We start from the raw sequence: 25547 nt of genomic DNA, 5'->3' as shown, positions 1-25547 counted from the left end.
TAAACTGATGGCAGTCCATTATATAAACTCAATTCCAATAATGAGTTACAGAAAGGTTAACTCTGCCATCAATTGGAAATCAATGCCCTACCTGGCCGCTGCAACATCATCCAGGTAGAAGCGTGCGCCATATTTTTTCAGATCATCAACACGTAAATTGGAAGGCAACTGGAATCGAGCCGCAAATACCTGGCCAGGTTTGATATATCCCTTCACGTGGTCCACGTAACGCTCAATTTTGCCATTCCGTTTTAAATACATCCCCATCACCATATCTTTTAGTACGGGCCCTTTGACAGCATAACGCCAACGGGTCTCAAGCAGGTGATTATTCGCTTTTCGTGTCGATTCCAGCTTCAACCCTGACTCTACCGCTTTAACAAAGCTGGCTTGCTGCTGCTGACGACGCTCCTCAACCTTCGCTTCCTGGTGCTGCACATAAGCACCCAGTGCGGTACTAAGTAGCGCGGCTACACCACCACCTTCGCCGGCAGCTGTCTGACTATTATTTTTACGCCACAACACATTGTTATCTAACAAGGCAGCGGAGCGAGGATTAACCACACCTTTTCGATAATAAGGTTTTACTGCCTCACCTACCGCCTTAGCTTCCTTATAACGCTCGGCATTAACCGGGTGGTCGTGATGAAATAATGCTCTGGCATTTCCCTGCGTTGCATATTTACGCTGCCAGATACGGCTTGCTGCAAGCGGATCATAGCCAGCGAGGGCACAATACAGGATGCCAATACGATCAGCCTCACGTTCGCTCTCATGGGTAAAGGCAGCCTGATAGCCACTCCGGCGCGCAGAGTTTGATCCCGCTAATGCGCTGATCTGAGCATGGGTCTGACGTTCATAAACATGGTTCGCAACGGTGTGGGCGATCTCATGGGCGACAACCGCCGCCAGCTCGGCATCGTCTTTCAGGTCATACATCAATTGAGAATGAACAACGATATAAGTACCGCCGGTTGTGAAAGCATTAAACGAATCCCGTTTGATCAGGATCGGCTCCCAGCGCTCATTTTTCAGATGAGATACTTTGTGAATTCGATCAAAAATACGCACTAAGCGCAGATATTGAGCACGATTGACCCCAGCATTAACCGGTCGCTTATGCTTTTTTTCATTAGCAATAATCTTTTCAACATAGGCATTTCCCTGCTGAATTTGCGCAGAACGGTTAGCCATACTCAATGATCGCTGTCCGGTCACCCTGTCTTTTTCACTGACAGATTCCGCAACCTGATACAAACCCTGATCGACTTTTTTCAGCGTCTGACACCCGGAAACCGTAGCAATGACGGCGATTAGCGCCATAAAACGAACCCATGGCATAGGCTTAATACCCCTATCTCTTATATAGTCTTTTGTCATAATAAATTATTTTTTTATAACTGACTTGAATCAAAACATTCCATTATTGTATTTGTACCCACCAGTCAATTCAGCTACTATCCCGCACTTGCGAATTTGCTAATTTATTAGAACTTATTTATATAGATCTAATTAGACATTAACTGCTGTGAACCCCATATGAATACAGCCGTATATCCAGGAACATTTGATCCGATCACCAATGGTCACTCGGATCTTATTGAACGCGCCGCAAAACTTTTTGACAAAGTAGTCGTTGCGATAGCAGAAAGCCCAAAGAAACGTCCAATGCTGCCGTTAGAAACACGCGTCGCATTGGTAGCTGAAGTGACAGCTCATCTTGATAACGTTGAAATTGTAGGCTTTGATTGTCTGTTAGCTGAGCTTTTAGCGCAACAGAACGCTAATATTATTCTACGTGGCCTGCGTGCCGTTTCTGACTTCGAGTATGAATTTCAGCTCGCAGCGATGAACCGACATCTGGCACCGAACGTAGAGAGTATATTCTTAACACCGGCGGAACATCTGTCCTTTGTTTCCTCCACGTTAATTCGCGAAATATCCAGTCTGGGTGGTGACGTGAGCAAGTTTGTCCACCCGGCCGTTAATAAGGCCCTGATTGAGCACCATGGCCATTAATTTAAATATGTTATGACAGTGAGGTAGCCATCATGGCATTGATCATTACAGACGAATGCATCAACTGCGACGTATGTGAGCCGGAGTGCCCGAATGAGGCAATCTCCCCGGGTGACGAGATCTATGAGATTGAACCATCTAAATGTACTGAGTGTGTAGGTCACTACGACACACCACAGTGTGTAGAAGTTTGCCCAGTAGACTGTATCCCTAAAGATCCAGATCACGAAGAAACTGAAGCGCAGCTGATGGACAAGTACAAGCAGCTGACAGGTCAGTAAGCTCCGTTTTCGAATATAAAAAAGCAGGCTCACAGCCTGCTTTTTTTATTGTCTGTCTATCACCATATCTGGCCTACTGATAGCGTTCCTGCCAAAAGATCATCCGATCACTGCCTCTGGCCCGACCAAAGGTAATAATCGCATCCTGGGCATTAGCATCATCTGCACTGCCATCCTCATTCCAGTCGTACCTTAACCAGTCATCCAGGTTCAAGACTTCAACCGGGAAAGATCCGGTATTGTCGTTACCCTCAACACCAACGCCCGGTGCTGAGAACTGCAAGCCAAAACTACCATTACTCGCCGTTACATTACCGCCACTGAGATCGGTAAATGAGCCTGTCGTATCGGTATCGGCATTTTGATCGTAACTCACATCCAGGCTGGTACTGGTAGCCACCGAGTTAAATTCAATCTGACCTGCGGGGATCACAGAGCAGCTATCATCAGCATTGGTTACAAATGCCGAACCATTCCAGTACTCAACGCTAAAGGGCACAGGCAGATCTTCAGTTTCCGGTGCATGAGCCGATTGGATTCTGACCCGCCCGTAGCGAAGATCCTGAGCTGAACCGAGTGCAGCCGCTGTACAGTTACCCGCTGCTACACAATCCCCCGAGGTACTGGAGTTCATATCCAATTCACTGGTCGCGAATGTTCTGTTATCTAGCTCCGTTCCAATTCCAATACCTAGCTGTAGCTGACTAAACGGACCATCCTCCAGGCCACCAGCAGCACCATTGCGGCTAAAGAACGTTTCATTGGTGCGACTGACACTATAAACACCATCCTGCCAAGAAGTGGTTGAAGTATATGCGGTCACTCGGGAACCAATATCGACACCGGAATCATTGTTCTCCGCAAATCCCTCAATTAACGCCGTTAAGGGTGAACTGCCATCATTGTAAAAGTCGTCATCATAATTCTGCGTTATCCGACCATTCGTACCTGTACTGTCGGTAACACCGGCAGGTCTGGCTTCCAGCGTATAGGCCAGTTGCGCAAAGGGCTGCTGCATATAGGTGTAGTGAGCCCCGGATGTACAAGCCGCTGTTAAGGTAACTGTTTGTAGCGCAAAGTGGTCCGGATAGAAGCGACCAATTTTGGTGGATACGCTCGCGATATCCGCATTACTGTCCCCAAGATAGTCATCCATCGAAGCGCTAAGGTTGATGCTGCCAACCTCATCATATTGCAGGGTAGCAGGCACATCGGCACCACTTCGATTGCTATAAATATCTAACAGCACAGAGGCATCGCCACTCAAAGTTCCCTGTACACCGCTCGCCGGAGTAAAAGAATCTACGGCTAATGTCGCCGTGCCGGTAAAGTTAGGCGTGACACCATTGTTTGTCACATCAGCGCCTGCATCTGGAGCGCCATCGCTGTTGCCGTCATCACCACTATTCCATCGGTAGGCATTCAATGAGACAACAAAATCACTGCCCGCTGAGGTAAAAGCATTTCCTCCGGTTTCATCACCGGCAGGCAGGCTCATTGCGGCGCCCGAAGCACTAACCGACGGAATACCAAAAGCAAACGGCCTGACGACAAACTGATTTGAAGAACCGGTTAATACAGCTCCAGTGTCCGAAACCGTGTGACTAGCATGCAACTGCATCTGCCCTGCATCACTGTAGTTCATTACAAACGGAGCACGGGCTTGGGCATCAAAAGTCATTACGATGTTTGAATAACTTGCCGGCGTAGCAGGTGCTGCGTTATTTAAACTGATATTGACTGCAGGGTTACTTGCACTTTGTACGTTAAACGTCTGACCGCTGACACAGGTAGCAGGGTTGTCGCACTGGGCTGCCAACTGAATCGTTTGATTCCCAGATAACGCCGCAGTACAAATGCTTGGATCATTATCAGATGCCCGCACAGCCTGCAGGTAAAGCGTATCTGCATCAGGCGCAACATTTGAAGCCTTACCGGAGATCTGTAGCGGCAGGCTATTTCCCGATGAATCAATAAACCGGAATCCAGCTAGCTGATAGGTAATATTCGGATCATCTGCCGCAATGGCACTCCCACTGGTTTCGGATATGCTTCCATCGGTTACATTAAAGCCAAAGGTTTCACTATTCCCACTAAGTACCGGATGTGCAAAGGTTAACACCGCAGAAGTCGCCCCTGCGGCGAAGGTAAAGCTCGCAGCGCCATCATCCGCGGTGCCATTATTCAAGCCGGTACCCCCGCTGACGATCCCCACCCAATTACCTTTGCCATTGGTTGTGGATAAGTTAACGGTTTTTCCTTCAGCATCCACAGCCGTATGAGCGCTGTCGTGTGCCGAGATGGTCACATTCTCCAGAAGGCAAGTGACACCTGTACCATCATGGCTGATAGAGTAATGGTCAATTGCCGCCTGACAGGAACGTGGCGTGCCATCCCAGTTATTGGAGTTAATAATATTGGTTCTGATCTCACTAATCTTCGCCTGGCTCAGTACCGAGCTAAAGATTAGCATCTCATCCAGATAACCTTCCCAATCCTGGCTACTATCAAAGCCGCCACCCACAGAATCCTGCTCCTGACCAATGATCAAACCATTGGTCGCAACCGAGATGGGGTCTGAATCATCAGCATCCGGATGGGTTGTACAGCCCTGATTAACCCCATCCAGATAGAAACAGCTTTGTCTGGAGCTGGCTGTTCTCGTCCAGGCTAATTGATGCCATGCCCCATCACGCATCGAGGAGGACGTACTACTTAACTGAGTATTGGTATCAAAAGGCGAATCGGTAATAGTTGGCCAAAAGCGGTTGTTATTATCGAAATACATCACCGCTTCGTTGGTCTCGGCCCCGGAATTACCCGAAGCCGCTGACAGAATGGTTGAGTCTTGCGTTGCTGTGGTTTTTGCCCAGACAATCACCGTGAAATCACGAAGGCCATCTAATGCATCTTTATTCATACGCAGATAATCGGAGGTACCTGAAGCGGTCAGGTTTGCCGAATTACACAATTGCGCATCATCACTAGGCGACGTTGAGAACGCAGTACCATGATAATTATTACCACTGGTATCTAGTACGTCATCAGTACCACTCCAGCTATTTTCATCAAAACGCCAATCAGCAACCGGGGTCACGTTTTCTACAGGGCAAGATCGATCGGTACCATCTAAATTTTTCCCGGCATCCTGAAGGTCATGGATAAAGGTGATCTCTGCGCTGCTCAATGCTTTATCATAAAACAAGACTTCATCCATCAAACCGTCAAAAGCTTGAGAACCGACGAATCCACCACCTACAGAATCCTGCTCCTGGGCAAGTACAAGGCCATTATTCGCTAGCGTGATATTAGCAGCCCCCAAAGTTCTACAGCCCTGAAGGACCTTATCCATGTACAAACAGTTTTGTGTACCTGAACGGGTCCAGACCAGATGGCGCCAGGTATCATCAGCAAAGTTCCCAACCGTTGCGCTTCCTCCATTACTGTTATTCAGATGGGGCGTGAAGCTTGTGCTGCTGGTAAACCACATAATCAGTTCGTTTGATGAACCACTGGTTGCGCCAGAAACTAATGATTGATCGCTCGTATTTGCGGTTTTAACCCAGAGGGATATAGAAAAATCACCTTGGTTGCTATAGATGTCACCATCAAGCTTGATATAGTCATGTGCATTATCTGCATCACCACTGCTATTTGTGGCAGAAAAATCCGCCGCATTACAAATCTTACCGGCTACCGGGCTGGTATTTATAGCTTCCCCTGAATAGGTTCCCACAGAATCAACCACTTCATTGAGCGTCCCATTCCAACTCAGTTCATCTAATCGGAACTCGGCTTTAGGCAACGGTGCTGAGTTCACTGGGCAAGTACGGGAAGTACCATCCCAGTTATTGCCTGCGGACTGGTTGGTATAGATCTGAGTCACATGCGCGGCACTCAGTACGGAGTCATAGATAAGGACCTCATCCAGCTGCCCCTGAAAATATTCGGGGCTGCCACCATTGTCTTCTATTCGCCCAATACTGCTAAAGGAGTTTGATATGGTTCCGGTGGTAGACGTTCCACTCGCGTTTAACGCCCCATCAATAAAGATCTGATAGGCGCCTGAGCTTGCGTCGCGGGTTAGAACAACATGGCGCCAGGTATTATTGTTTATGCTGGAAGCCGATACCGTACTGTGATTATCACCAACACTGACCCCAACCCGTCCTGAATTATTGAGCCACCCCCAGAAAATATCATTGGTACTACCGTTAATCTCAATACCCGTTATTCCGGGTGAAAGATATGTGACCGAGCTACCCACCTGTGAAGTCTTGACCCAGTAACTGATACTGGAAGTACCCCTTAGCGCAGACAGATCGATCGCGGATACGTAATCATCACTACCATCAAATTCACCAGCACGACATACGGCACCATTTTCGATAGTGGTAACCCCGCCCTGCGCAGTGCCATCGTGGTTATTACCGGTATTATCGACGACTTCATTGGCTGTTCCCTGCCACTGCAGTTCATCCATCCGGTATTCGATTTCTGGATTAGGAATTGGGGTAGCAGCATTTGTTTCCAGATCGATTTTTATATAGTCAGTATCATGCCAGACAGAATGATTGCGGTTTTGCCGGAAACGCCGGTTAACGGAGAGGATCTGAATTTGACCACTACTTACGTAGTTCGACAGGCTGGAAGTGACACTACCCGATAAGGTGATAAAACCAGACGAGCTTGATGTTGCTAATTGCTCGAAGCTCCCTGAACTGTAATTACGGATATAGAGAATAGCGCCATTCTGACCATTAGATGAGTGATACCCACGGCCAACCCATGTAGCCGTAATCTGGCTTAAGTCAGATGCACTTTCGCTGATAGAGAAGCTATAAAGCATTTTAGGATAGTTGCTACGGCTGGCCGAAATACCAGCATAGGAGCCATCGCTAAAATTGATTCTGGAATCGTTAAAGGTGGATAAACCACTGGTAGAAGTTAACGAGCTATTATCACCCGCATAAGAGGTATGGCTACCTGCGCTGAAATCATAGGTCACCGTTGCAGCATTTGCGGAGCGCAAAAACAGGCAAAGGAATATCAGGAAAAGACTGACTGTCCAGAATTGCGGCATACTTCTTTTCCGCATCATGCCTATGACCTCTTTAGTAAGGTGATAAAAGTTAAGCGGAGACTACTGCTCCGCCTTTAGTTCAGCAAGGCCATAACGCTCATCCAGAATACGGCCAATCGCGCTGCCTTCAGCCAAATGATAAGCATACTGCATATGCAAACAGCGAATCTTATCCCACTGCGAAATACCGCCGATCCCGTATTTAGTATATAGCGGCGTAAAACCTAATTCCTCGATCCGTGCTTTTTGCTGATCTGTAACCGTGGCCCAGCGCAGATCGACATAGCGCTGCTGGTCAGCCAGATGCTCAGCCCGTAGCGACTCATTCTCCGCCAGCTCTTTCTCAAGTTCTTTCACCGCACCGGCCGTTTCGATCTCAGCAATGGCTTGGTAGATATCTTTACTGGCCAACCAGAACAAGGTTGGGAATGGCTTATCATCCACCAACGCATCCATCTTTAAAACCAAAGGGACGCCGGAATCATTCTGCACAGCAATACCCGCCAGGCCTCGGGGTTCACGCCCCAACTGTTGGCGAATGATCTCTAACTGCTGCTCTGTTGGTTTTATCAAAGTGACTACTCTCAAGTTATATCTATTCAAAAATAAAGGGTAACCCTTTAATTATACATTACCGTAATCTTCACCACGGCCTAGCCAACGCTCAACAATAGAGTCAGCAAAGTCGGGCCACTCCTGCAACTGCTGTGCAAGCATTTTTACCTTATCCAACATATCTGAATCCCGTTGCAAGTCAGCCATTTTAAACTGCATGACACCGGTCTGACGTGTACCTAAGACCTCTCCAGGCCCACGCAGTTCCAGATCTTTCTCGGCGATACGGAAGCCATCCGTCGTTTCACGCATGACCGCTAAACGTTCCCGCCCCTGATTGGAGAGCGGAGCCTGATACATCAGCACACAAAAACTCTCGACCGAGCCTCGTCCAACCCTGCCTCTGAGCTGATGAAGCTGTGCTAAACCTAAACGCTCCGGGTTTTCAATAATCATGACGCTGGCGTTCGGGACATCAACCCCCACTTCGATCACCGTAGTGGCTACTAAGAGATCTAACTCAGCACTTTTAAACTTCTGCATAATGTCGGCTTTTTCGGCCGGTTTCATTCGCCCATGAACCAGGCCGATACGCAGCTCTGGTAGCGCTTCCGTGAGTTGTTCTGCAGTCACTTCCGCTGCCTGGCACTGCAGGGCTTCAGACTCTTCGATCAAGGTGCAGACCCAATAAACCTGGCGTTTTTCGGCACAGGCTTTGCGGACCCTCTGAATCACTTCATCACGGCGATTGTCCGCGATCACAACTGTATTTACAGGTGTTCTGCCAGGTGGCAATTCATCAATAATCGAGCAATCCAGGTCGGCGTAGGCACTCATGGTTAGAGTTCGCGGAATCGGTGTAGCTGTCATAATCAATTGATGGGGGGCCAACTCGCCATTTCGCCCCTTTTCACGCAACGACAGACGCTGATGCACACCGAAGCGATGCTGTTCGTCGATCACCACCAATCCCAAGTCAGAGAATACCACCTCTTCCTGAAACAGGGCGTGGGTTCCTACAACAACCCGCGCTTCACCTTCTCGGATCGCTTCCAGTTGGGTTTTACGCTGTTTACCTTTGAGCTTACCTGCCAACCAGGCGACTTTAATGCCGAGCGGCTCCAGCCAGTTGCTAAAGTTGATAAAGTGCTGCTCGGCAAGAATCTCAGTGGGAGCCATCACCGCAGCCTGCAAACCGCTTTCAACCGACTGCAATGCCGCCAATGCAGCCACCACAGTTTTACCCGAGCCCACATCCCCCTGTACCAAACGCAGCATGGGATAAGGCAGAGCAAGATCTCTAGCCACTTCCTGACTGACCCGCTGTTGCGCCCCGGTCAGCGGAAAGGGTAACTGCTGCAAAAATGGCTTAACGAGATCCCCATTACCGGGAAGTTCAGGCGCACCTTTTTTGCGGGTTTTCTGGCGGAGCTTCAACAAAGAAAGGTGATGGGACACCAGCTCTTCAAAAGCCAGGCGACGCTGCGCAGGGTGTAACCCTTCCAGTAATAGATGCTGGTCAACATCGACCGGAGGACGGTGTAGATAGGCAACCGCATCATTCAAACCCGGAAACTTCCAACCCTGGCGAAGCTGTTCAGGAATCAGTTCTTGCAACGCCCCCCGCTTCAGATAATCAAGAGCCTGATCGGTTAAGGCACGAAGGCGCCCCTGGTGCAGCCCTTCGGTGGTTGGGTAAATAGGGGTCAGGCACTCTTCAACCGGCACTAACTCATCACTATCCACTTTTTTGTATTCGGGATGAACAATTTCTAAACCGCTTGCGCCCGTACGGGCTTCTCCAAAACAACGGATACGGGTGCCCGGTTTCAGGTTATTCTTTTGTGCAGCAGAAAAATGAAAAAACCTTAAGGTCAGCGTGCCTGTGCCATCCTGTATCCGGCACAGCAAACTGCGTCGCTTACCCCGGCTGATATCAGCAATTTTTACTTCGCCCTCAATCACCGACTCATCACTAGGGCGCAACGAGCCAATAGGCACAATACGGGTACGATCCTGATAACGTAACGGCAGATGAAACAGCAGATCCTGAATGGTTCTGATACCCAGGTTGTGCAGCTTTAACTCAAGCGCTGTCCCAACCCCTTTGAGCTCAGAAACAGGTATCTGGGCAAGCTGTTGGGTCATCGGCTACCTGCCGGATTGAACTTACCTACCGCTTCAACCAAAACATCGATCGCCTGCGGCCTTGGGAAACTGGCACGCCAAGCAACACCTACCGTGCGCTGAGGTACAGGTTCTTTAAATGGGCGGGTCTCAACGAGCGCAGAGGAGGAAGGTCCATACACAGCTGACTGCGGTAAGACCGAACATCCAAGGCCCGAGCCCACCATCATACGAATGGTTTCAAGGGAACTCCCCTCGGTGATCGTATGCTGATCATGCAGTGCCTGGGTCAACGTAGGACAGGACTCCAACACCTGATCACGGAAACAGTGGCCCTCACCCAGCAGTAACAAAGGCGTATTAGGTAACTCTTCGCTATTAATCCGTTCCTGCTGTGCCCAGGGGTGACCTTTTGGCATCAGCATTTCGAAATCCTCTTCGTAAAGCGGGCGCGTGAGAATATCCGGTTCATGGAAAGGCAATGCCAGAATAACCGCATCCAGCTCACCATTACGAATCTTCACCCGCAGGTTTTCAGTAAAGTTCTCTTCGATATAGAGCGGCATATCGGGCGCCAGTTTCTGAACTTCCGAAACAAGATGAGGGAACAGATAAGGACCGATGGTATAGATGGCACCCACCCGCAGTGGGCTTTTTAGTTGATCCTTCCCTTCCTGCGCGAGATCTTTAATCGTATCTGCCTGCTCAAGAACACGCTGGGCCTGCTGAACAACTTTCTCACCAACCGGGGTAACTCTGACCGAGTTTTTACTGCGTTCAAACAAAGGAACACCCAGTTCCTCTTCCAGTTTTTTTACTGCGATCGACAAGGTTGGCTGACTAACAAAACACTTCTCGGCCGCATGACCAAAGTGCTGTTCGCGAGCCAGGGTGACGATATAACGCAATTCGGTGAGAGTCATTGAACGCTTTCCTTTGTTATGATGCCCTACTATATCTGACCGGAGGCTTTATGCAGACAAAAACTATCGTTATCGCCGGGTGTGGCGATGTAGGTTCCGCGATTGGACAACTACTTAACAAAGCGGGTCATAAAGTCATAGGCCTGCGTCGTAATATAAACCAGCTACCTCAGGGCATCCAAGGAATTAGCGCTGATCTGACGCAATTAGATGCGTTAAAACAATCTCTTAAGCAAATTGAGCAATACGACATACTGGTTTATGCCGCCTCTGCCTCCACCTCTACAGAGGAGGGATATCGCTCAGCGTATGTGGATGGGTTAAAAAACACACTCGCAGCACTGCCAATGACCCCATCACACCTGTTTTTTACTTCGAGCACCGGTGTCTACCATCAGAATGACCATAGCTGGGTAGATGAAGAAAGCCCTTGCGAGCCCCAAAGGTTCAGCGGGCAGGTTATGCTCGAGGCCGAACAACTCCTTCATGCTCAGGGTATCCCCGCCACAGTCGTTCGCTTTAGTGGTATCTATGGACCGGGCAGAGGTTATCTGATTAATAAGGTTCGTGAAGGAAATCTGGCACCGGAATCACCCCTGCAATACAGTAACCGTATCCATCGTGACGACTGCGCTGGAGTGGTGGCTCATCTGGTCAATCGGGTATTTGAAGGCCATCCTGTGGATAAATGTTATCTGGCGTCGGATGATCATCCTTGTAGCATGCATGAAATCACCCACTGGCTTGCCGGTGAGCTTAACGCATCTATGCAATCTAAATCGGTCACGCGGTTTTCCGGCAGTAAACGCTGTAGCAATAAACGCCTGAAAGAAAGTGGCTATCAGTTTATCTATCCTGACTTTAAAACCGGATATAAAACCCTGATCAACTAAAAATTCTGTAACGCTCATTCAAAATAAAGCTATTTGATAAACTGCCCGACCTTTAATTAACCAATTAAGTAGTATGCAGCCGTATCGCAATTTAATATTTGGTTTTGTTTTCATCATCTCTTTGATGATTGGGTTGGGCGGTTTCAGCCTTTTCCATCTGAACAACATCTCTAAGGATGTAGAAAACATCTACAATCACCCCTTTGCTGTGAGCAATGCAGGGCAGTCAATTCAGACCCTGGTGTTTGCTATGCACAGGGACATGAAGGATGTAGTGCTGGCTAAAACGCCGGAACAGGTTCGCGCCACACTTGAACAAGTCCACACTCACGAACAAAAGGTGCTTAAAGAGTTCGATATCATCTTTGAGCGCTTCCTTGGCAATAAATCACAAATAAAGCAGACCTATCAAACCTTTATCGAGTGGAAGAACATTCGCGATGAGGTTGCCAATCTGGCGCTGGCTGGAGAGACCGAAGCTGCGGCAATTATTACCAAAACCCGTGGCGCACAACATGTGGACAAACTGCTTGGTGAGGTCCACGAATTTGTCCTGTTTGCCCGCAAAAAAGCTGACGAGTTCCGCTCCCAGTCTGCGAGCAATCGCGACCATTCTATCTATGTGGTTTCCACCATCAGCTTTCTGACCCTGATCTTCTCTATTCTCATCGCGTTCAAAGTTATCGCCCGTATACAGAAAGCCCAGAAAGAACTGGGGCTTCGTGAGCATCTGGTTGATCAGAACATTATGATGGCAACCATGGATACTGAAGGCGTCGTGCTAGATGCCAGCAATGCACTTTGCCGGTTTCTGGGCACAACGAAAGAGGAGATGATAGGAAAGCCCAGCCATTTCTTTGATAACTCCGATAATCAAAACGATCTTTCGGAAAAGATCTGGCGCACAATTAGAACTGGCAAAGCATGGCAGGGCGAAATCTGCCATATTGCACCTGACGGATTGCTGCACTGGGCGAGCTCTCGGGTACTGCCTACGCTCGATGAAAACTTCAAGGTCACTGGGTTTACTAACCTACTTCAGGATTCCACCAGCAAAAAGCTGTCGATCACCGATAAGCTCACTACGCTACCGAATCGCCGTAGCTTCGAAGAAGTTTTGCAGCGTGAAATTAAGCAGGCTTACCGACACAACAGGCCGATTACACTGGCCATTCTGGATGTAGACTTCTTCAAACGTTATAACGATACCTACGGACACCCGCAAGGGGATAAAGCGCTACGGATGGTGGCTGACTGCATTCTGGAATGTTTGCGACGCCCTACAGACTTCGCTTTCCGTATAGGTGGGGAAGAGTTCGCCATCGTTATCGCCGATCAGGATCTGCAACAAAGTCAGGTATTTCTGGATAGCATCCGGGAAAAGGTCGAAGCACTGGAGATCCCGCACAGTAAGAGTGATGTCAGCGGCTTTGTCACGATCTCTATTGGTGCTTTCTGGACGAGAGGATCCGACAATCCAGATAAGGCTCTGCTCTATGCCGAGGCTGATAAAGCCCTTTATTTAGCGAAGAACAGCCGCAATCAATGCGTTGTTCAAAGCGCGTCTTTACTGGAAGACAATGCCGCATAAAAAAGCTTCGTAGTTGCACACTTCGATTCGCATTGAGCCATTGAGCCATTGAGCCATTGAGCCATTGAGCCATTGAGCCATTGAGCCATTGAGCCAACGATGGGCTCAATAAAAAATCCGATATTGTTAACAATATCGGATTTTTTTATGCCTGAACCATCAACATGGTGAAAGACAATTACGTAGCGAGGCACGACCTCGTGCCGAAATAACTCATTATCGGCACGGGGCGTGCCTCGCTACAATGTTTATTTAAGATAAATGCTGGAGCGCGGCTTTATTTCCTGATTTGTCAGCTTACTTAGCGAACTCATCCAGCAACGCTTGCTGGGCTGAGAACAGCTCTTCACCTTCTGCAGGATGGTTCTGAATATAACTGCCATCCGCCTGTAGTTCCCAGCTCTGACAGTTGTCCTGCATGTAGTAATCCAGCTCGCGCTTGAGACGCTCGCCATGCTTACCAAATACCTGAAAACCGGTTTCAACTCGGTTGAGCATATTACGCTCCATCCAGTCAGCACTGGCACAGAACACGTCTGGTTTACCGTTATTACCAAAATAGTAAACACGGGTATGTTCAAGGAAACGACCGATAATCGAGCGCACCTGTATGTTATCTGACAAACCCTCAATCCCTGGACGAAGACGGCACATACCACGGATAATTAACTCGACCTTCACCCCTGCAGCAGAGGCTTCATAAAGAGCACGAATCATCTTCGGTTCCGTCAGGCCATTGACCTTCACCATGATATGGCCCGGTTTACCAGATTTAGCCAAACGTGCTTCACGACGGATCAGTTCAATCATCTTCGCATGCAGAGTAAAGGGCGCATTGTAGAGCTTCTTCAGTTTCTGAATCTTGCCCATACCCGTTAGCTGCTGGAAGACCTTGTGCACATCTTCACCCACATCCTGATCGGCCGTTAGGAAACTGTAATCAGAGTACAAACGCGCGGTGCCGGAGTGGTAGTTACCGGTACCCAAGTGGGAATAACGCACCAATCGGTTACCCTCTTCACGGACAATGAGCATCGCCTTGGCGTGACATTTGTAGCCCACTACCCCATACACCACCAGACAGCCTGCTTCCTGCAAACGGGCAGCAAGATGGAGGTTACTCTCTTCATCAAAACGCGCTCGCAGCTCGATGACGACCGTCACCTCTTTACCACTTCGCGCAGCCTCAACTAAGGCATTAACGATATCTGACTTAACCCCGGTACGATAAAGCGTCTGCTTGATCGCTACCACATCAGGGTCTTTAGCCGCCTGACGCAGCAGATCCACAACGGGGGTAAACGACTGGAACGGATGCAACAGCAATTGGTCAGCTTGTTTAAGCGCCTCAAAGATATTGTCGCCTTTCAGTTTACCCGGAACACCAGGAGAGAAAGGCTTCCAACGTAATTCATTGCGCTCAACCAGGTCACGTACCGCCATCAGACGGGTCAGGTTGACCGGACCATCAACGCGATAAGTCTGTGATTCATCCAGCTTATACTCTTTCTGCAAGAACTCGATTAGCTCTTCAGGGGTACGCTGATCAACCTCCAGACGAACAGCATCACCGTACTTACGGGAATGCAGCTCACCACGTAAGGTATTTGCCAAATCCTCAACCTCTTCCATATCAAAGGTCATATCGGCATTACGGGTGATACGGAACTGATAACAACCTTCCACCGTCATCCCTGGGAAAAGCTCATCAGCAAACTCATGGATGATCGACGACAGGAAGATCAGGTTATCTCCACCATCACACAGCTCATCCGGCAGACGGATCAGGCGAGGCAATGAGCGAGGTGCCGGGATAATCGCCATGCCTGTTTCACGGCCAAACGCATCCTTACCATCTAACTCAACAATGAAGTTAAGACTCTTGTTAACCAGACGCGGGAAGGGGTGTGAAGGATCCAGCCCTACCGGGCTGATCACCGGCACTACTTTTTCATGGAAATAGGTCTGTACCCACTCACGCTGCTCCGGAGTCCAAAGGCGGCGGCGGATGAAATGAATATTCTCTTTTTGCAGTTCAGGGAAGATCGTTTCGTTAAGGATTTTGTACTGACGATCAACGGTCAGATGGCAGATCTCACTAATACGCTCCAACACGGTACGAGGATGCATCGCATCCGGTCCTACAGCCTCACGGCCATATTTCAGCTGGGTCATCTGCTCAGCAACACGGATCTCGAAAAACTCATCCAGGTTACTGGAGAAGATCAACAGGAACATCAATCTTTCCAATAGCGGATGGTTCTCTTCCAGCGCCTGCTCCAGAACACGGATGTTGAACTGTAGATGGCTCAACTCTCGGTTGATATAGAGCTCGGGCACTTTAAGATCAACCGGCGTTTCTTCAACTTCCTGCTCAGTGATTGCTACACTTTCACGACTTTCCAACAACGCCGCCGCAGCTTCGCTCTGCTCTACCATCTCAACCATTCCAGATAGCCTCTATCCTTATAAAATCCAATCGATCCCTGCTAATTAGAGGGATAATTAATCGTTAAGCCACTGCGCAACACGCTTGGCAAAATAGGTCAGCACACCATCAGCCCCAGCACGCTTAAAGGCGACCAGTGATTCCAGTGTGACACTCTTCTCATCCAACCAGCCGTTCTGGAAAGCGGCCATATGCATCGCATACTCACCACTCACCTGATACACATAGGTTGGAGCTTTCAGTTCATCTTTCACTCGGCGAACGATGTCCAGATAAGGCATACCCGGTTTTACCATCACCATATCGGCGCCTTCAGCCAGATCCAGAGCGACTTCATGCAGTGCTTCGTCACTGTTCGCCGGATCCATCTGATAACTAAACTTGTTACCTTTACCGATGTTTGCTGCGGAACCTACCGCATCACGAAACGGGCCGTAGTAAGCACTCGCATACTTGGCCGAATAAGCCATAATAAGCGTGTTCACAAACCCATTGCTTTCAAGCTCATCACGAATACCACCAACACGGCCATCCATCATGTCGCTGGGAGCCACGATATCGGCGCCCGCTTCTGCATGCGAAACCGCCTGCTTGATCAGCGTGTCCACCGTGCGATCATTCAACACGTACCCCTGCTCATCAATGATTCCATCCTGACCGTGGGTCGTGAATGGGTCCAAAGCAACATCGGTCATGATGCCCATTTCAGGACAAGCATCTTTAATCGCTTTTACTGCGCGCTGAGCAAGTCCATCAGGGTTATATGACTCTTCCGCAAACTCAGACTTCGCATCCATCGGTGTCACCGGGAACAAAGCCATTGCTGGGACACCCAAAGCAGCCAGTTCCTTTGCCTCTTTGACTAACAGATCGATACTCAAACGTTCAACACCAGGCATAGATGCAACCTGTTCAGTCTCATTCTGGCCTTCGATAACAAACACTGGGTAGATCAGATCATCCGGTGTTAAGACACTCTCGCGCATCAGGCGACGAGAAAAGTCGTTGGCACGCATGCGACGCATACGGGTTTCGGGGTAAAAACGTTGGCTGTTGTTAAAGGACACGGCAACTTCCTTATGAAAGCAGTTGTAAATTGGACAGAAAAAAGATGACAAACATATGACAGTCTAGCTGAAAGACTGAAAATACTACGGGCTCATCTTCATAGTAATAAACTGAATCTTATCGTAATCTGGGCACAAAAGTGTATGACCGAACGCATAAGGTTAGAGAAAGGAGTCAGGAAAGATGAAAAAAATCGCGGTAATTTTATCCGGCTGTGGTGTTTACGATGGTGCAGAGATTTATGAATCAGTCCTCACCCTATTGCAGATCGCCGAGCGAGGGGCTGTTTCTCAATGTATGGCCCCCAATATTGATCAGATGCATGTGGTCAATCACCTGACGGGAGAAGAGGCAACGGGAGAAAGCCGTAATGTTTTGGTTGAGGCGGCTCGAATCGCCCGCGGTGAAATCATCGACCTGGCAACTGCTAATGCTCAAGACTACGACGCTTTGATTATTCCCGGCGGGTTTGGCGCCGCCAAAAACCTTTCAGACTTTGCGGTAAAAGGCGCTGAGTGCCAGGTGAACCCTGATGTGATCAACTTCACTCAGGCGATGCATAAGGCAGGTAAACCCGTTGGTCTGATCTGCATCGCTCCGGCGATGACGCCCGTTCTGTTTGGTGAAGGTGCTACATGCACTATCGGCAACGATGCAGACACCGCAGCGGCAATCGAAGCGATGGGCGGTAAACATCAGGATTGCGGCGTTAACGAGATCGTGATCGACAGTGAACGTAAGCTGGTTACCACACCCGCCTATATGCTGGCGGGCTCAATTACTGAAGCCGCTTCAGGTATCCGTAAACTGGTTGATCAGGTTATCGAGATGGCTTAGCCAATCGATACCCTGTCACCCTCTGATCGCTGCGTTCAAGCATCACGCAGCGATCGTTACTTTATTAACTCCGGTGTGACCACTGCATAAAGATCCGATACAGCATCGGGATAAGGAACAGGGTTAACACTGTAGAGAAAGCCAGACCGCTAACAATAGCTGTAGCAACCGGCCCCCAGATCAATGAATGCCCCCCTAACCCGGTAGCCAATGAGGAAAGACCCGCAATCGTCGTCAGCGAGGTGATCAGTATAGGGATCACGCGTCGCCGCGCGGCATACAAGGTCGCGTGCTTCACCGACATCCCTTGATCCAGACGTTGATTACCCGCAGAAATCAGCACAATGGCTGCGTTAACCGCGATCCCGGCAAGGGCTACGACACCATACATGGTGAACAGGCTCAACGGATTCTGGGTGATCAGAAGCCCCATCACAACCCCGGTGAACGCCATCGGAATTGTCATCAGAATCATGAAAGGTTGCCAGTAACTGGAGAACTGTGTACCCAGAATCAGATACATCAGGCCGATACCAAACAGGAACAGAATCCCAATAGCATCCATACTCTCCTGAATGTCGTCGAGTTCACCGGAGAAATCCAGATCCAGATTGGGGTACTGAACCTGCAATTGGGTATTCCAGTGCTCTATGACCATATTGTTGGCCGTCACTGTATCAATAGAATCGGGTACCAGATCCGCTTCTACCGTAATGGCACGACGGAAGTTATAGTGACGAATATTGCCCAATGACTGTTCACGCTCAAAGCTAACCAAGCGCGATAGTGGCATCAGCTCACCCGATGGCAGTGGTAAGCTGAAATCCAGTAGTTGATCGATATCGGTGTAAACCTGCGGTTTAGCCCTGACTCGGACTTCCAGCTTCTCACCGTCATGCTGCATATCGGCAACCACTTCACCATCCACCAACAGCTGAGCCGTGCGAATCACATCCAATGGGTTCAAGCCCGCCTGGGTGATCGCATCGTAATCGGCTTTTAGGGTCAAGGTCATACGTCCGCCACCGGCATCATCAGTGATGTCAGTTATTTCCGGTACACTGTCCATATAAGTTTGCAGCGCATTCGCCGCAGAGCGAATCTCTGCATACTCATCACCTCGTACTTTGATACTAATAGGTTTCGAAACTGGCGGGCCGCCAGCCAGGCGCAGGAAGGTGATATTTACGGGTCCAGGCAGAGCCAATACATCCTCTCGTACCGCCGCTAACAGCTCATCGACTGAACGATTATTCTCCGTCTTCGGCTGCAGGCCGACCAGCACTTGCCCATAATGCTCACCAAACATAGGGGCCGTCTCAGTGAACTGCTGCCCGGCATAACCTACCACAGCACGTACATCCTCTTCCTTGAGATGCTTGCTCACGATGGTTTCCAGCTCTTTGACTTTCTCGAGGGTCGCCGGCAGTGAGGTTTGGGGAGCCATCTCTATATTTACGTAGAACAGACGTAGCGGGTCCGAAGCAAAGAAATCCAACTTAATCAAACCTGCGCCCAGTGCCCCCATCGCCCCAATAAACAAGGTACCAATCAAACTAAATGTCAGCAGGGGCTTACGCATCGCCTTGATCAAGGCGCGCACATAAGTGATCTGAATCTTATGAGTCATTCGCACCCGAAAGCGCTGCATTCGCCCGGGCTTTTCGAAATTAATGCGTGCAACACTCACGTGTACAGGCAACATCCAAAATGCCTCTACCAAAGAGATCGCCAGCGCAATGGTGACAACCATCGGAATAACCCGCATAAAATCACCGAGTATCCCTGGTAAGAGCATCAGCGGCATAAAAGCGGCTATGGTTGTTAGCACCGCACTGGTTACCGGCCTGCCAACCTCTCGCAACGAGGCGATAGTGGCCTCATAGGGCGGGACCCCTTGCTGCATCCGGTGATATATCGCCTCAACCACCACAACCGCATCATCCACCAACATACCCAATACAATCACTACACCTAAAAGCACAGTGACATTGAGCGTTTCGCCCATTCCCCACAGCACCCAGAAGGTGCCCGCTAAGATAAATGGGATACCGATGGCAGTCAGAAAAGCGATATGTGCGCCCAGGAATAACCAGGCGACTAACAACACCAGTAACAGACCAATCAAGGCGTTGTTCTGCATCAAGGTGATCGCCTCCCGGGTTGGGATGGTCTGATCATCCACCAAGACCAGCTTTACCCCCGTGGCTTCAGCCAGTTCATTACGCTGATCCATGTACACTTTGACCCGCTCAACCAGGTCAATCGTGTTGGCATTGGCTTTTTTCATCACCGCCAACACCACCGCAGGCTTGCCATCGATAATGGCATCCTGAGTCGCCTTCTCCCGAGTTTGAAGAACATCAGCAACCCGCCCCAGGGTAATCTCTTCACCCTGCTGACCGATCAATGGAATTTGCTTAACCTGATCAGGATTAGCGCTTCGCCCAACCATCCTGACCAACCAGGCCTGCCCACCGACATCGACACTGCCAGCCGAGATATCTCTGAACCAAACAGAAACGGTGTCTGACAGATCAGTAGGTGATAACGCCAGTGCCTGTAACGCGGCAGGGTCAAAGTTGATCTGCAATTCAGGGTCGTCAAGGCCGACTGGATCTACCCGATCCACCCCTAATAGCCGTTCCAGGTCCTCCTCAATGTTTCGCGACTGGATGCGAAGATTTTCATCGTCATCCTGAGCAGTGACGGCAACCGTGACACTAGGGAAAGCATTGGCACTGGTGATCTCCAGAATAACCGGGTCAATGGCATTAGCTGGCAGCTCATCTTCTACATTCTGAATTTCCCGACGCAGATCATTAATACGCTTATCGAAGGTACGCTCATTAATATCTTCAAAACGGATCAGCAGGCTAGAAACAGCTTCGCGACTATTCGACGAGGCAAATTTAATATCAGATACATTGCGAATCGCGTCTTCCAGTGGGTCAGTGATACGTTTTTCAATGTCGTCAGCACTAGCTCCGGGCAGTACAGTAGTCACCACAACCCAGTTAAAGTTGATGGTCGGATCCTGTTGCCTGGGCAGCAGGTTGTAAGAAAGAAAACCGATGACCAGAACCAGTACAAAGGTCAGGTTAGCCAGCACATGGTTTTTAAACAGTCGCATCATCATTAGGCGTTACTCCTGTTCAACAACCGTGACGACTTCCCCATCGCTGACCGCATGCTGGCCCTCAATAATGATTTGTCGGCCATTCAGCAAACCGGTAGGTGCTGCCTGACCTTCTATCGCTTCGGGCAGGTGGATAAATACAGCCTTATCCCCTTCGAGAGTCATCACTCCTAACTTTCCGTCTCTGGAAACCACATATTTCACCGGAAGGCGTCCCTGTGCCTCTCGCCAGTATATTCGGCCACTACTACCCGACATCGCCGGCTCATTGTCAAAGCTAAAACGAATCTCCTGAGTTCGCGATTTAGCCTCGACAAGGGGCAGGGCTGAACGTAAAGCTACCGGGTATTGATCACCAGCATAAATATAATGGAGACCTTGCCCTTGCTGTATAGAGGAAACCTGCTCAGCTGACAGCCTTGCACTGACCTCCTGAGCGCCCAACTGAAGCACTTTGATAAGTTGCGTTCCTGGTGAAGCCAAAGCGCCAGGGCTGATAATTTTTTCTGTTACTACACCGGCAAAAGGCGCTTTCACAGAACAGCGATCTACCTCTATCTGAGATTCCTGCAGACGAGCCTCGGCACCTTTCTGTTGGGCAAGCAAGCTATCCAGTTCGGCGCGGCGCTGATCGCGCAACTCTCGCGAAGCATTCTTTTGCTGTAAAAGACGCTCAGCCCGGGACAATTGCTGCCTCGCTAAACGAGCCTGAGCCTTGAGTGAGGACAGACTGCTCTCAGCCTGCGCCTTCTTTAATTCATAATCTCTGCATTCTATTTTCAACAGCAACTGCTCTGCTGATACTTCATCTCCCACCCGCACCAAAACGGCTTCAATCTCACCATTGACTCTGGCACTGAGAACAACATGGTTCTCATTAATGACCTGAGCAGGCGCACTCTGACTGACTGCAGTAAGCAACTCAGACAGAGGAGCAACAAGCACTTTAGTTGCGGCGGCTGTATTTAAACTCGCCAATAGAAGAATGGGGGTGATGAAGCGTTTCATTAACTTTCCCTGTATTTCCAAAGTAGGTAGGTTCAACGTAAAAACTTGGAATAGATAGTTAAGATATTAAAGACCAACTGAAAACGATGGTGAAAACTTAACCAAACACTACAAAATGATGCACTACCTTAGTTCAATTAGCTATAGGAATCAGAATCATTTCGCAGATTTTTACAAAGCTGACAAACTGGCAGGTAAGCAGGGCTAATCAGAGCTCATGAAGAATAGGGTGTTCCGTTTTGGATTTACTGTAATTGAATCCATAAGGGATATAGATATGCAGCGCTAAACCTTCTCCGGGTTTGTTATTCACTGTAATTTGCCCACCCAATTTCTGAGTCACTATCAGATAAAAAACATGGGCTCCCAACCCCAAACGGCCATCACACCGTTTGCTGGTTATGAATGGCTCAAACAGATGTTTCTCCATCTGAGAATCCAACCCCATACCATTATCTGCATAGATAATTTCAGCCCCGGTATCAGTATGGTTAACCTGAATAGAAATAACGCCACGCTGCCCATCCAAAAACGCATGGGTCAATGAGTTATCCACAAGGTACTCGAGCGCATTAGTTAACGAAGAGGGGAAGGTATTAACTTTGAAGGGGGAGCTATCCTGGCAACTGACCTCAAAGTCAGCACCACGCATTTCAATATCGCTACGATAGGCCATTGCAAATTGCGCTATAAACTTGCACAGATCGATCTCCTTCATCTCCGTGTCCCCCTCATGGGCAGAAAGGTTACGGAAAGAGTGCACCAGAGCCACTGCACGCTCTAAATTGGCATTGATAAGCCCCATTTGTGAGGCAGCACTTTCACAAAAATCATGGAAGAGGTTCTGACTTAAACGCTTAGACTTCTCTGCTTCGATCAGGTTATCCAGGTCGTGTTGTATCGATGAAGAGGCGGTAACACAGTTACCTAATGGGGTATTAATTTCATGGGCAACCCCTGTAACTAATGAAGCCAGGGCAACCATCTTCTCTGCATCAACTAGCTGGCGCTGCGTTTGTTTTAGATCATCCAGAGTGCAAGCTAAGGAAGCATTCGACTTCTGCAGTTCTTCCGTTCTTTCTTCTACTTTCTGTTCTAACTCAAGACTGAAAGCCTTCAGTTCATTTTCCAAACGGATTCGATCAGAGATATCAGTAGAAATACCACATAACCCCACCAACTCTTCTCCATCCAAAACCGGAAACTTATATGACATATAAGTTCTGCTTTGATCTGAACCAAAGTTTTCCACAAATGAAAACTGCCTGCGCTCACTGAGTACCTGATGCTGCTTTTCTATAAGACTGTTGGCTTCATCTGCCGCCATAAAGTCCTGCGGCAGATGCCCTATCACCTGCTCTTTCTTAACACCATAGAGCTTAAGAAATTCGTTATTCACTTCAAGGAAACGACCATCACTTCTGATCAGATAGATCGATGTTGGTGCCAACTCCATAATCAGCTGAAGGCGATTCTGACTTTGCTGCTTTTCGACCTCTGCTTTTTCCCTAAGAGAGATCTCCTGCTGTAACTGCTCTATGGTTTTAGCTTGCTCTTCACTATGTTTGAGCACCATATTTTGCCGTTCACGGTAAAAATTGATTTTCCTTTTCAACTCCACTGGGGATATCTGAAGGTCGGCAAGAACCCGGCTGTAGTGGCTTTCCAACCGCTTTCGCTCACTGGAAGATAAAAGCTCTGAGCGTTCCAACACTTTCGCCGCTACAGAAGCCCCTAATGCTCCGGATAATCGCTGATCTATCTGTCGCCCTAGTTCAGCGAGCGCAAATAGATTACAACTTGCTTTGCCTGAGGTTTTTGCGTGCAATTCAGCATCACGTAAAACCTCAGATGCACGATTGGCACTCATATACTGGCAGAGCAGATGGAGAAGCAATTCACGCTTTCCATCTAACGGAATATCGTCTTCTAAACCTGCTTCTGATTCCTGCTCCTCTTCCGCTTTATCGGCATCCATTTTATCCATGAACTGCAAATAATAGTTTCTCTCTTCAACACCAGGGCGAGAGTAAAGTGACCCAACCACATAGCCGATAAAGTTAAATGCCAATGACCAGAAAACCCCATGACTGAGCCAATCCAGCGCATTCAGATTGAACAGAGCTTCAGGCCTTAGCCAGGAGATTCCCAGCAACCCGTCACTGAGTAACCCAGCATCAATCCAACCACTTCGCACAAAGGTCGGTACGACCAGGCAGTAGATCCAAAAGCAAAAACCAAGAGAAAGCCCCAGCAAGGCACCATTCAAAGTCCCTTTTCGCCAGAACAAACCACCCAGTGTAGCTGGGGCAAACTGCGCAACTGCGGCAAAAGAGATCAAACCTATATTGACCAACATATAGGAACCACCCACCAGAGCATTGAATAGGTGACCTCCCAGTACCACAATAAATACGGCTACCCAGCGCAACTGAAGCAGATAGCGCTTGAGTAAACCCAAAGCAGGTAGTCGTTCAATGACCGGCAGTAGCAGGTGGTTTACCAGCATAGTAGACAGGGCAATGGCACAGATCATCACCATACCAATGGCTGCAGAAACACCACCAATAAAGGCAAATAGCGCTAACCCCGGATCACCATGCTCCAGCGGTAACAACAACACAAAGCTATCAGCTTGCTCTGGCTGATACCCAAGCAGTAAACCGGCCAGAGCGATTGGAATCACAAACAGATTGATCAGAAAAATGTACAGCGGGAACCCCCACTGCGCCGTTTTAAAATGTTGAGGACTACTGTTCTCTACCACAGCAACATGAAACTGGCGGGGTAGAAAGAAAAACGCGCTGGCACTTAACAGCAAGAGCGTCGTCCACTGAAAGAAATCCGGCGTTTTGATCAAATTTTCGGTCGTAGTGACACTCACTTCTGAAGCAACCTTGAGCATCGCAACCGGGGAATCAAAAAGCGAAAAACAGACAAATAAACCCACCGCTATAAAAGCCACCAACTTAAGTACACACTCAAAAGCCAGGGCGAGAATAATCCCGGGATGACGTTCTGTGGGATCTAACCTTCTTACCCCAAAAAGAATCGTAAACAGTCCTAGGCTTAACGCCACCATTAAGGGCAAGTTATCGATAAACCCCTGAGGGATATCTACCCCCGGGCTGGTTTGCAGAACACTTAAAGAGGTGTTGATCGCTTTTAACTGAATACTGATATAGGGAGCAGCACCCACCAGGACCATCACAGTCACCAGCGTGGCAATCTTTTGCGACCGGAAGTACCGCACCGCTAATAAGTCAGCAATGGAAGTAATACGCAGTTCATTCTTGAGAAAAATAAGCCGGCGCATCATGACCCAAGCAAATAGCATTGCCAGCGTTGGACCGAAATAGATGGCCAGAAAACTCATTCCCCCTGTCGCGGCCTTACCCACACTGCCATAGAAGGTCCAGGAGGTACAAAAAACTGCCAGTGAGAGCGTATAAATAAGGGGGCTATCTGATAGTTTTCTGGCTTTTTCACTGCCTCGCTGGCCTAACCACGCAACCAGCAGCAAAGCCACAATGTATAAAAACAACGCAATGAGCAACGTCGATGTCGATAACAT

The 25547-nt window shown here is 48.9% G+C and carries 15 protein-coding genes; 5 read left to right on the top strand and 10 right to left on the bottom strand.

Annotated features, from left to right (window positions below; genetic code table 11):
• Positions 1-87: 87 nt before the first annotated feature.
• On the bottom strand, positions 88-1341 hold the full coding sequence (locus MED92_RS11780; RefSeq protein ID WP_007021772.1) for a M48 family metallopeptidase: 1254 nt from the start codon (positions 1339-1341) through the stop codon (positions 88-90).
• Positions 1342-1539: 198 nt separating this feature from the next.
• Between MED92_RS11780 and coaD the strand changes: the two genes are divergently transcribed.
• Entirely contained in the window at positions 1540-2019 is a 480-nt protein-coding gene (gene coaD, locus MED92_RS11775) for a pantetheine-phosphate adenylyltransferase (protein ID WP_007021771.1), read from the top strand.
• A gap of 32 nt (positions 2020-2051) precedes the next feature.
• Positions 2052-2300, top strand: coding sequence for a YfhL family 4Fe-4S dicluster ferredoxin (locus MED92_RS11770; protein WP_007021770.1), 249 nt, complete (start codon positions 2052-2054; stop codon positions 2298-2300).
• 73 nt (positions 2301-2373) lie between these two features.
• On the opposite strand, the gene MED92_RS11765 is transcribed toward MED92_RS11770, so the two are convergent.
• Genes MED92_RS11765 through MED92_RS11750 form a run of 4 tightly spaced genes read right to left on the bottom strand, consistent with a single transcriptional unit; the run spans position 2374 to position 10988 of the window.
• Positions 2374-7401, bottom strand: a complete 5028-nt coding sequence (locus MED92_RS11765) for a laminin G domain-containing protein (RefSeq protein WP_040662642.1) — start codon at positions 7399-7401, stop codon at positions 2374-2376.
• Positions 7402-7443: 42 nt separating this feature from the next.
• Positions 7444-7956: a DUF501 domain-containing protein gene (locus MED92_RS11760; RefSeq protein ID WP_007021768.1), complete on the bottom strand. Its 513-nt coding sequence runs from the start codon at positions 7954-7956 to the stop codon at positions 7444-7446.
• A 51-nt stretch (positions 7957-8007) separates the two neighbouring features.
• Entirely contained in the window at positions 8008-10086 is a 2079-nt protein-coding gene (gene recG, locus MED92_RS11755; protein WP_007021767.1) for an ATP-dependent DNA helicase RecG, read from the bottom strand.
• Positions 10083-10988 (bottom strand): hydrogen peroxide-inducible genes activator, encoded by a 906-nt coding sequence (locus MED92_RS11750; protein WP_007021766.1) that lies wholly within the window; start codon positions 10986-10988, stop codon positions 10083-10085. Before MED92_RS11750 ends, recG begins: the two co-directional genes overlap by 4 nt.
• Before the next feature lie 50 nt (positions 10989-11038).
• Between MED92_RS11750 and MED92_RS11745 the strand changes: the two genes are divergently transcribed.
• Both MED92_RS11745 and MED92_RS18610 read left to right on the top strand, forming a co-directional pair.
• Positions 11039-11881: an SDR family oxidoreductase gene (locus tag MED92_RS11745; RefSeq protein ID WP_007021765.1), complete on the top strand. Its 843-nt coding sequence runs from the start codon at positions 11039-11041 to the stop codon at positions 11879-11881.
• 73 nt (positions 11882-11954) lie between these two features.
• Complete coding sequence (locus MED92_RS18610; protein WP_007021764.1) at positions 11955-13472, top strand: diguanylate cyclase domain-containing protein; 1518 nt, start codon at positions 11955-11957, stop codon at positions 13470-13472.
• A 297-nt stretch (positions 13473-13769) separates the two neighbouring features.
• Here the strand turns inward: MED92_RS18610 and ppk1 are convergent, their stop codons facing one another.
• The gene (gene ppk1 / locus MED92_RS11735; RefSeq protein WP_007021763.1) at positions 13770-15920 is read right to left on the bottom strand and encodes a polyphosphate kinase 1; all 2151 of its coding nucleotides are present in this window, start codon (positions 15918-15920) and stop codon (positions 13770-13772) included.
• Between the two features lie 57 nt (positions 15921-15977).
• Positions 15978-16988, bottom strand: coding sequence for a porphobilinogen synthase (hemB, locus tag MED92_RS11730; protein ID WP_007021762.1), 1011 nt, complete (start codon positions 16986-16988; stop codon positions 15978-15980).
• Between the two features lie 184 nt (positions 16989-17172).
• Between hemB and elbB the strand changes: the two genes are divergently transcribed.
• Positions 17173-17826 (top strand): isoprenoid biosynthesis glyoxalase ElbB, encoded by a 654-nt coding sequence (elbB, locus tag MED92_RS11725; protein WP_007021761.1) that lies wholly within the window; start codon positions 17173-17175, stop codon positions 17824-17826.
• A 64-nt stretch (positions 17827-17890) separates the two neighbouring features.
• On the opposite strand, the gene MED92_RS11720 is transcribed toward elbB, so the two are convergent.
• From MED92_RS11720 to MED92_RS18605, 3 genes are all read right to left on the bottom strand, one after another.
• Positions 17891-20965, bottom strand: a complete 3075-nt coding sequence (locus MED92_RS11720; protein ID WP_007021760.1) for an efflux RND transporter permease subunit — start codon at positions 20963-20965, stop codon at positions 17891-17893.
• Between the two features lie 6 nt (positions 20966-20971).
• Entirely contained in the window at positions 20972-21973 is a 1002-nt protein-coding gene (locus tag MED92_RS11715) for an efflux RND transporter periplasmic adaptor subunit (protein WP_007021759.1), read from the bottom strand.
• Between the two features lie 208 nt (positions 21974-22181).
• Entirely contained in the window at positions 22182-25547 is a 3366-nt protein-coding gene (locus tag MED92_RS18605; RefSeq protein WP_007021758.1) for a PAS domain S-box protein, read from the bottom strand.

Origin of the sequence: Neptuniibacter caesariensis (assembly GCF_000153345.1) — a bacterium.
GTDB classification, from domain to species: domain Bacteria; phylum Pseudomonadota; class Gammaproteobacteria; order Pseudomonadales; family Balneatricaceae; genus Neptuniibacter; species Neptuniibacter caesariensis.
The sequence above is the reverse complement of the archived record's forward strand: the minus strand, read 5'-3'. Positions and strand labels throughout refer to the sequence as shown.

Excerpts from the sequence above, each read along its gene's own strand:
- MED92_RS18605 (WP_007021758.1), bottom strand. The coding sequence starts at position 25,547 with ATGTTATCGACATCGACGTTGCTCATTGCGTTGTTTTTATACATTGTG.
- MED92_RS11780 (WP_007021772.1), bottom strand. The coding sequence starts at position 1,341 with ATGCCATGGGTTCGTTTTATGGCGCTAATCGCCGTCATTGCTACGGTT.
- MED92_RS11715 (WP_007021759.1), bottom strand. The coding sequence starts at position 21,973 with ATGAAACGCTTCATCACCCCCATTCTTCTATTGGCGAGTTTAAATACA.
- recG (WP_007021767.1), bottom strand. The coding sequence starts at position 10,086 with ATGACCCAACAGCTTGCCCAGATACCTGTTTCTGAGCTCAAAGGGGTT.
- elbB (WP_007021761.1), top strand. The coding sequence starts at position 17,173 with ATGAAAAAAATCGCGGTAATTTTATCCGGCTGTGGTGTTTACGATGGT.
- ppk1 (WP_007021763.1), bottom strand. The coding sequence starts at position 15,920 with ATGGTTGAGATGGTAGAGCAGAGCGAAGCTGCGGCGGCGTTGTTGGAA.
- MED92_RS11770 (WP_007021770.1), top strand. The coding sequence starts at position 2,052 with ATGGCATTGATCATTACAGACGAATGCATCAACTGCGACGTATGTGAG.
- MED92_RS11750 (WP_007021766.1), bottom strand. The coding sequence starts at position 10,988 with ATGACTCTCACCGAATTGCGTTATATCGTCACCCTGGCTCGCGAACAG.
- MED92_RS11765 (WP_040662642.1), bottom strand. The coding sequence starts at position 7,401 with ATGATGCGGAAAAGAAGTATGCCGCAATTCTGGACAGTCAGTCTTTTC.
- MED92_RS11720 (WP_007021760.1), bottom strand. The coding sequence starts at position 20,965 with ATGATGATGCGACTGTTTAAAAACCATGTGCTGGCTAACCTGACCTTT.
- MED92_RS18610 (WP_007021764.1), top strand. The coding sequence starts at position 11,955 with ATGCAGCCGTATCGCAATTTAATATTTGGTTTTGTTTTCATCATCTCT.
- MED92_RS11745 (WP_007021765.1), top strand. The coding sequence starts at position 11,039 with ATGCAGACAAAAACTATCGTTATCGCCGGGTGTGGCGATGTAGGTTCC.
- coaD (WP_007021771.1), top strand. The coding sequence starts at position 1,540 with ATGAATACAGCCGTATATCCAGGAACATTTGATCCGATCACCAATGGT.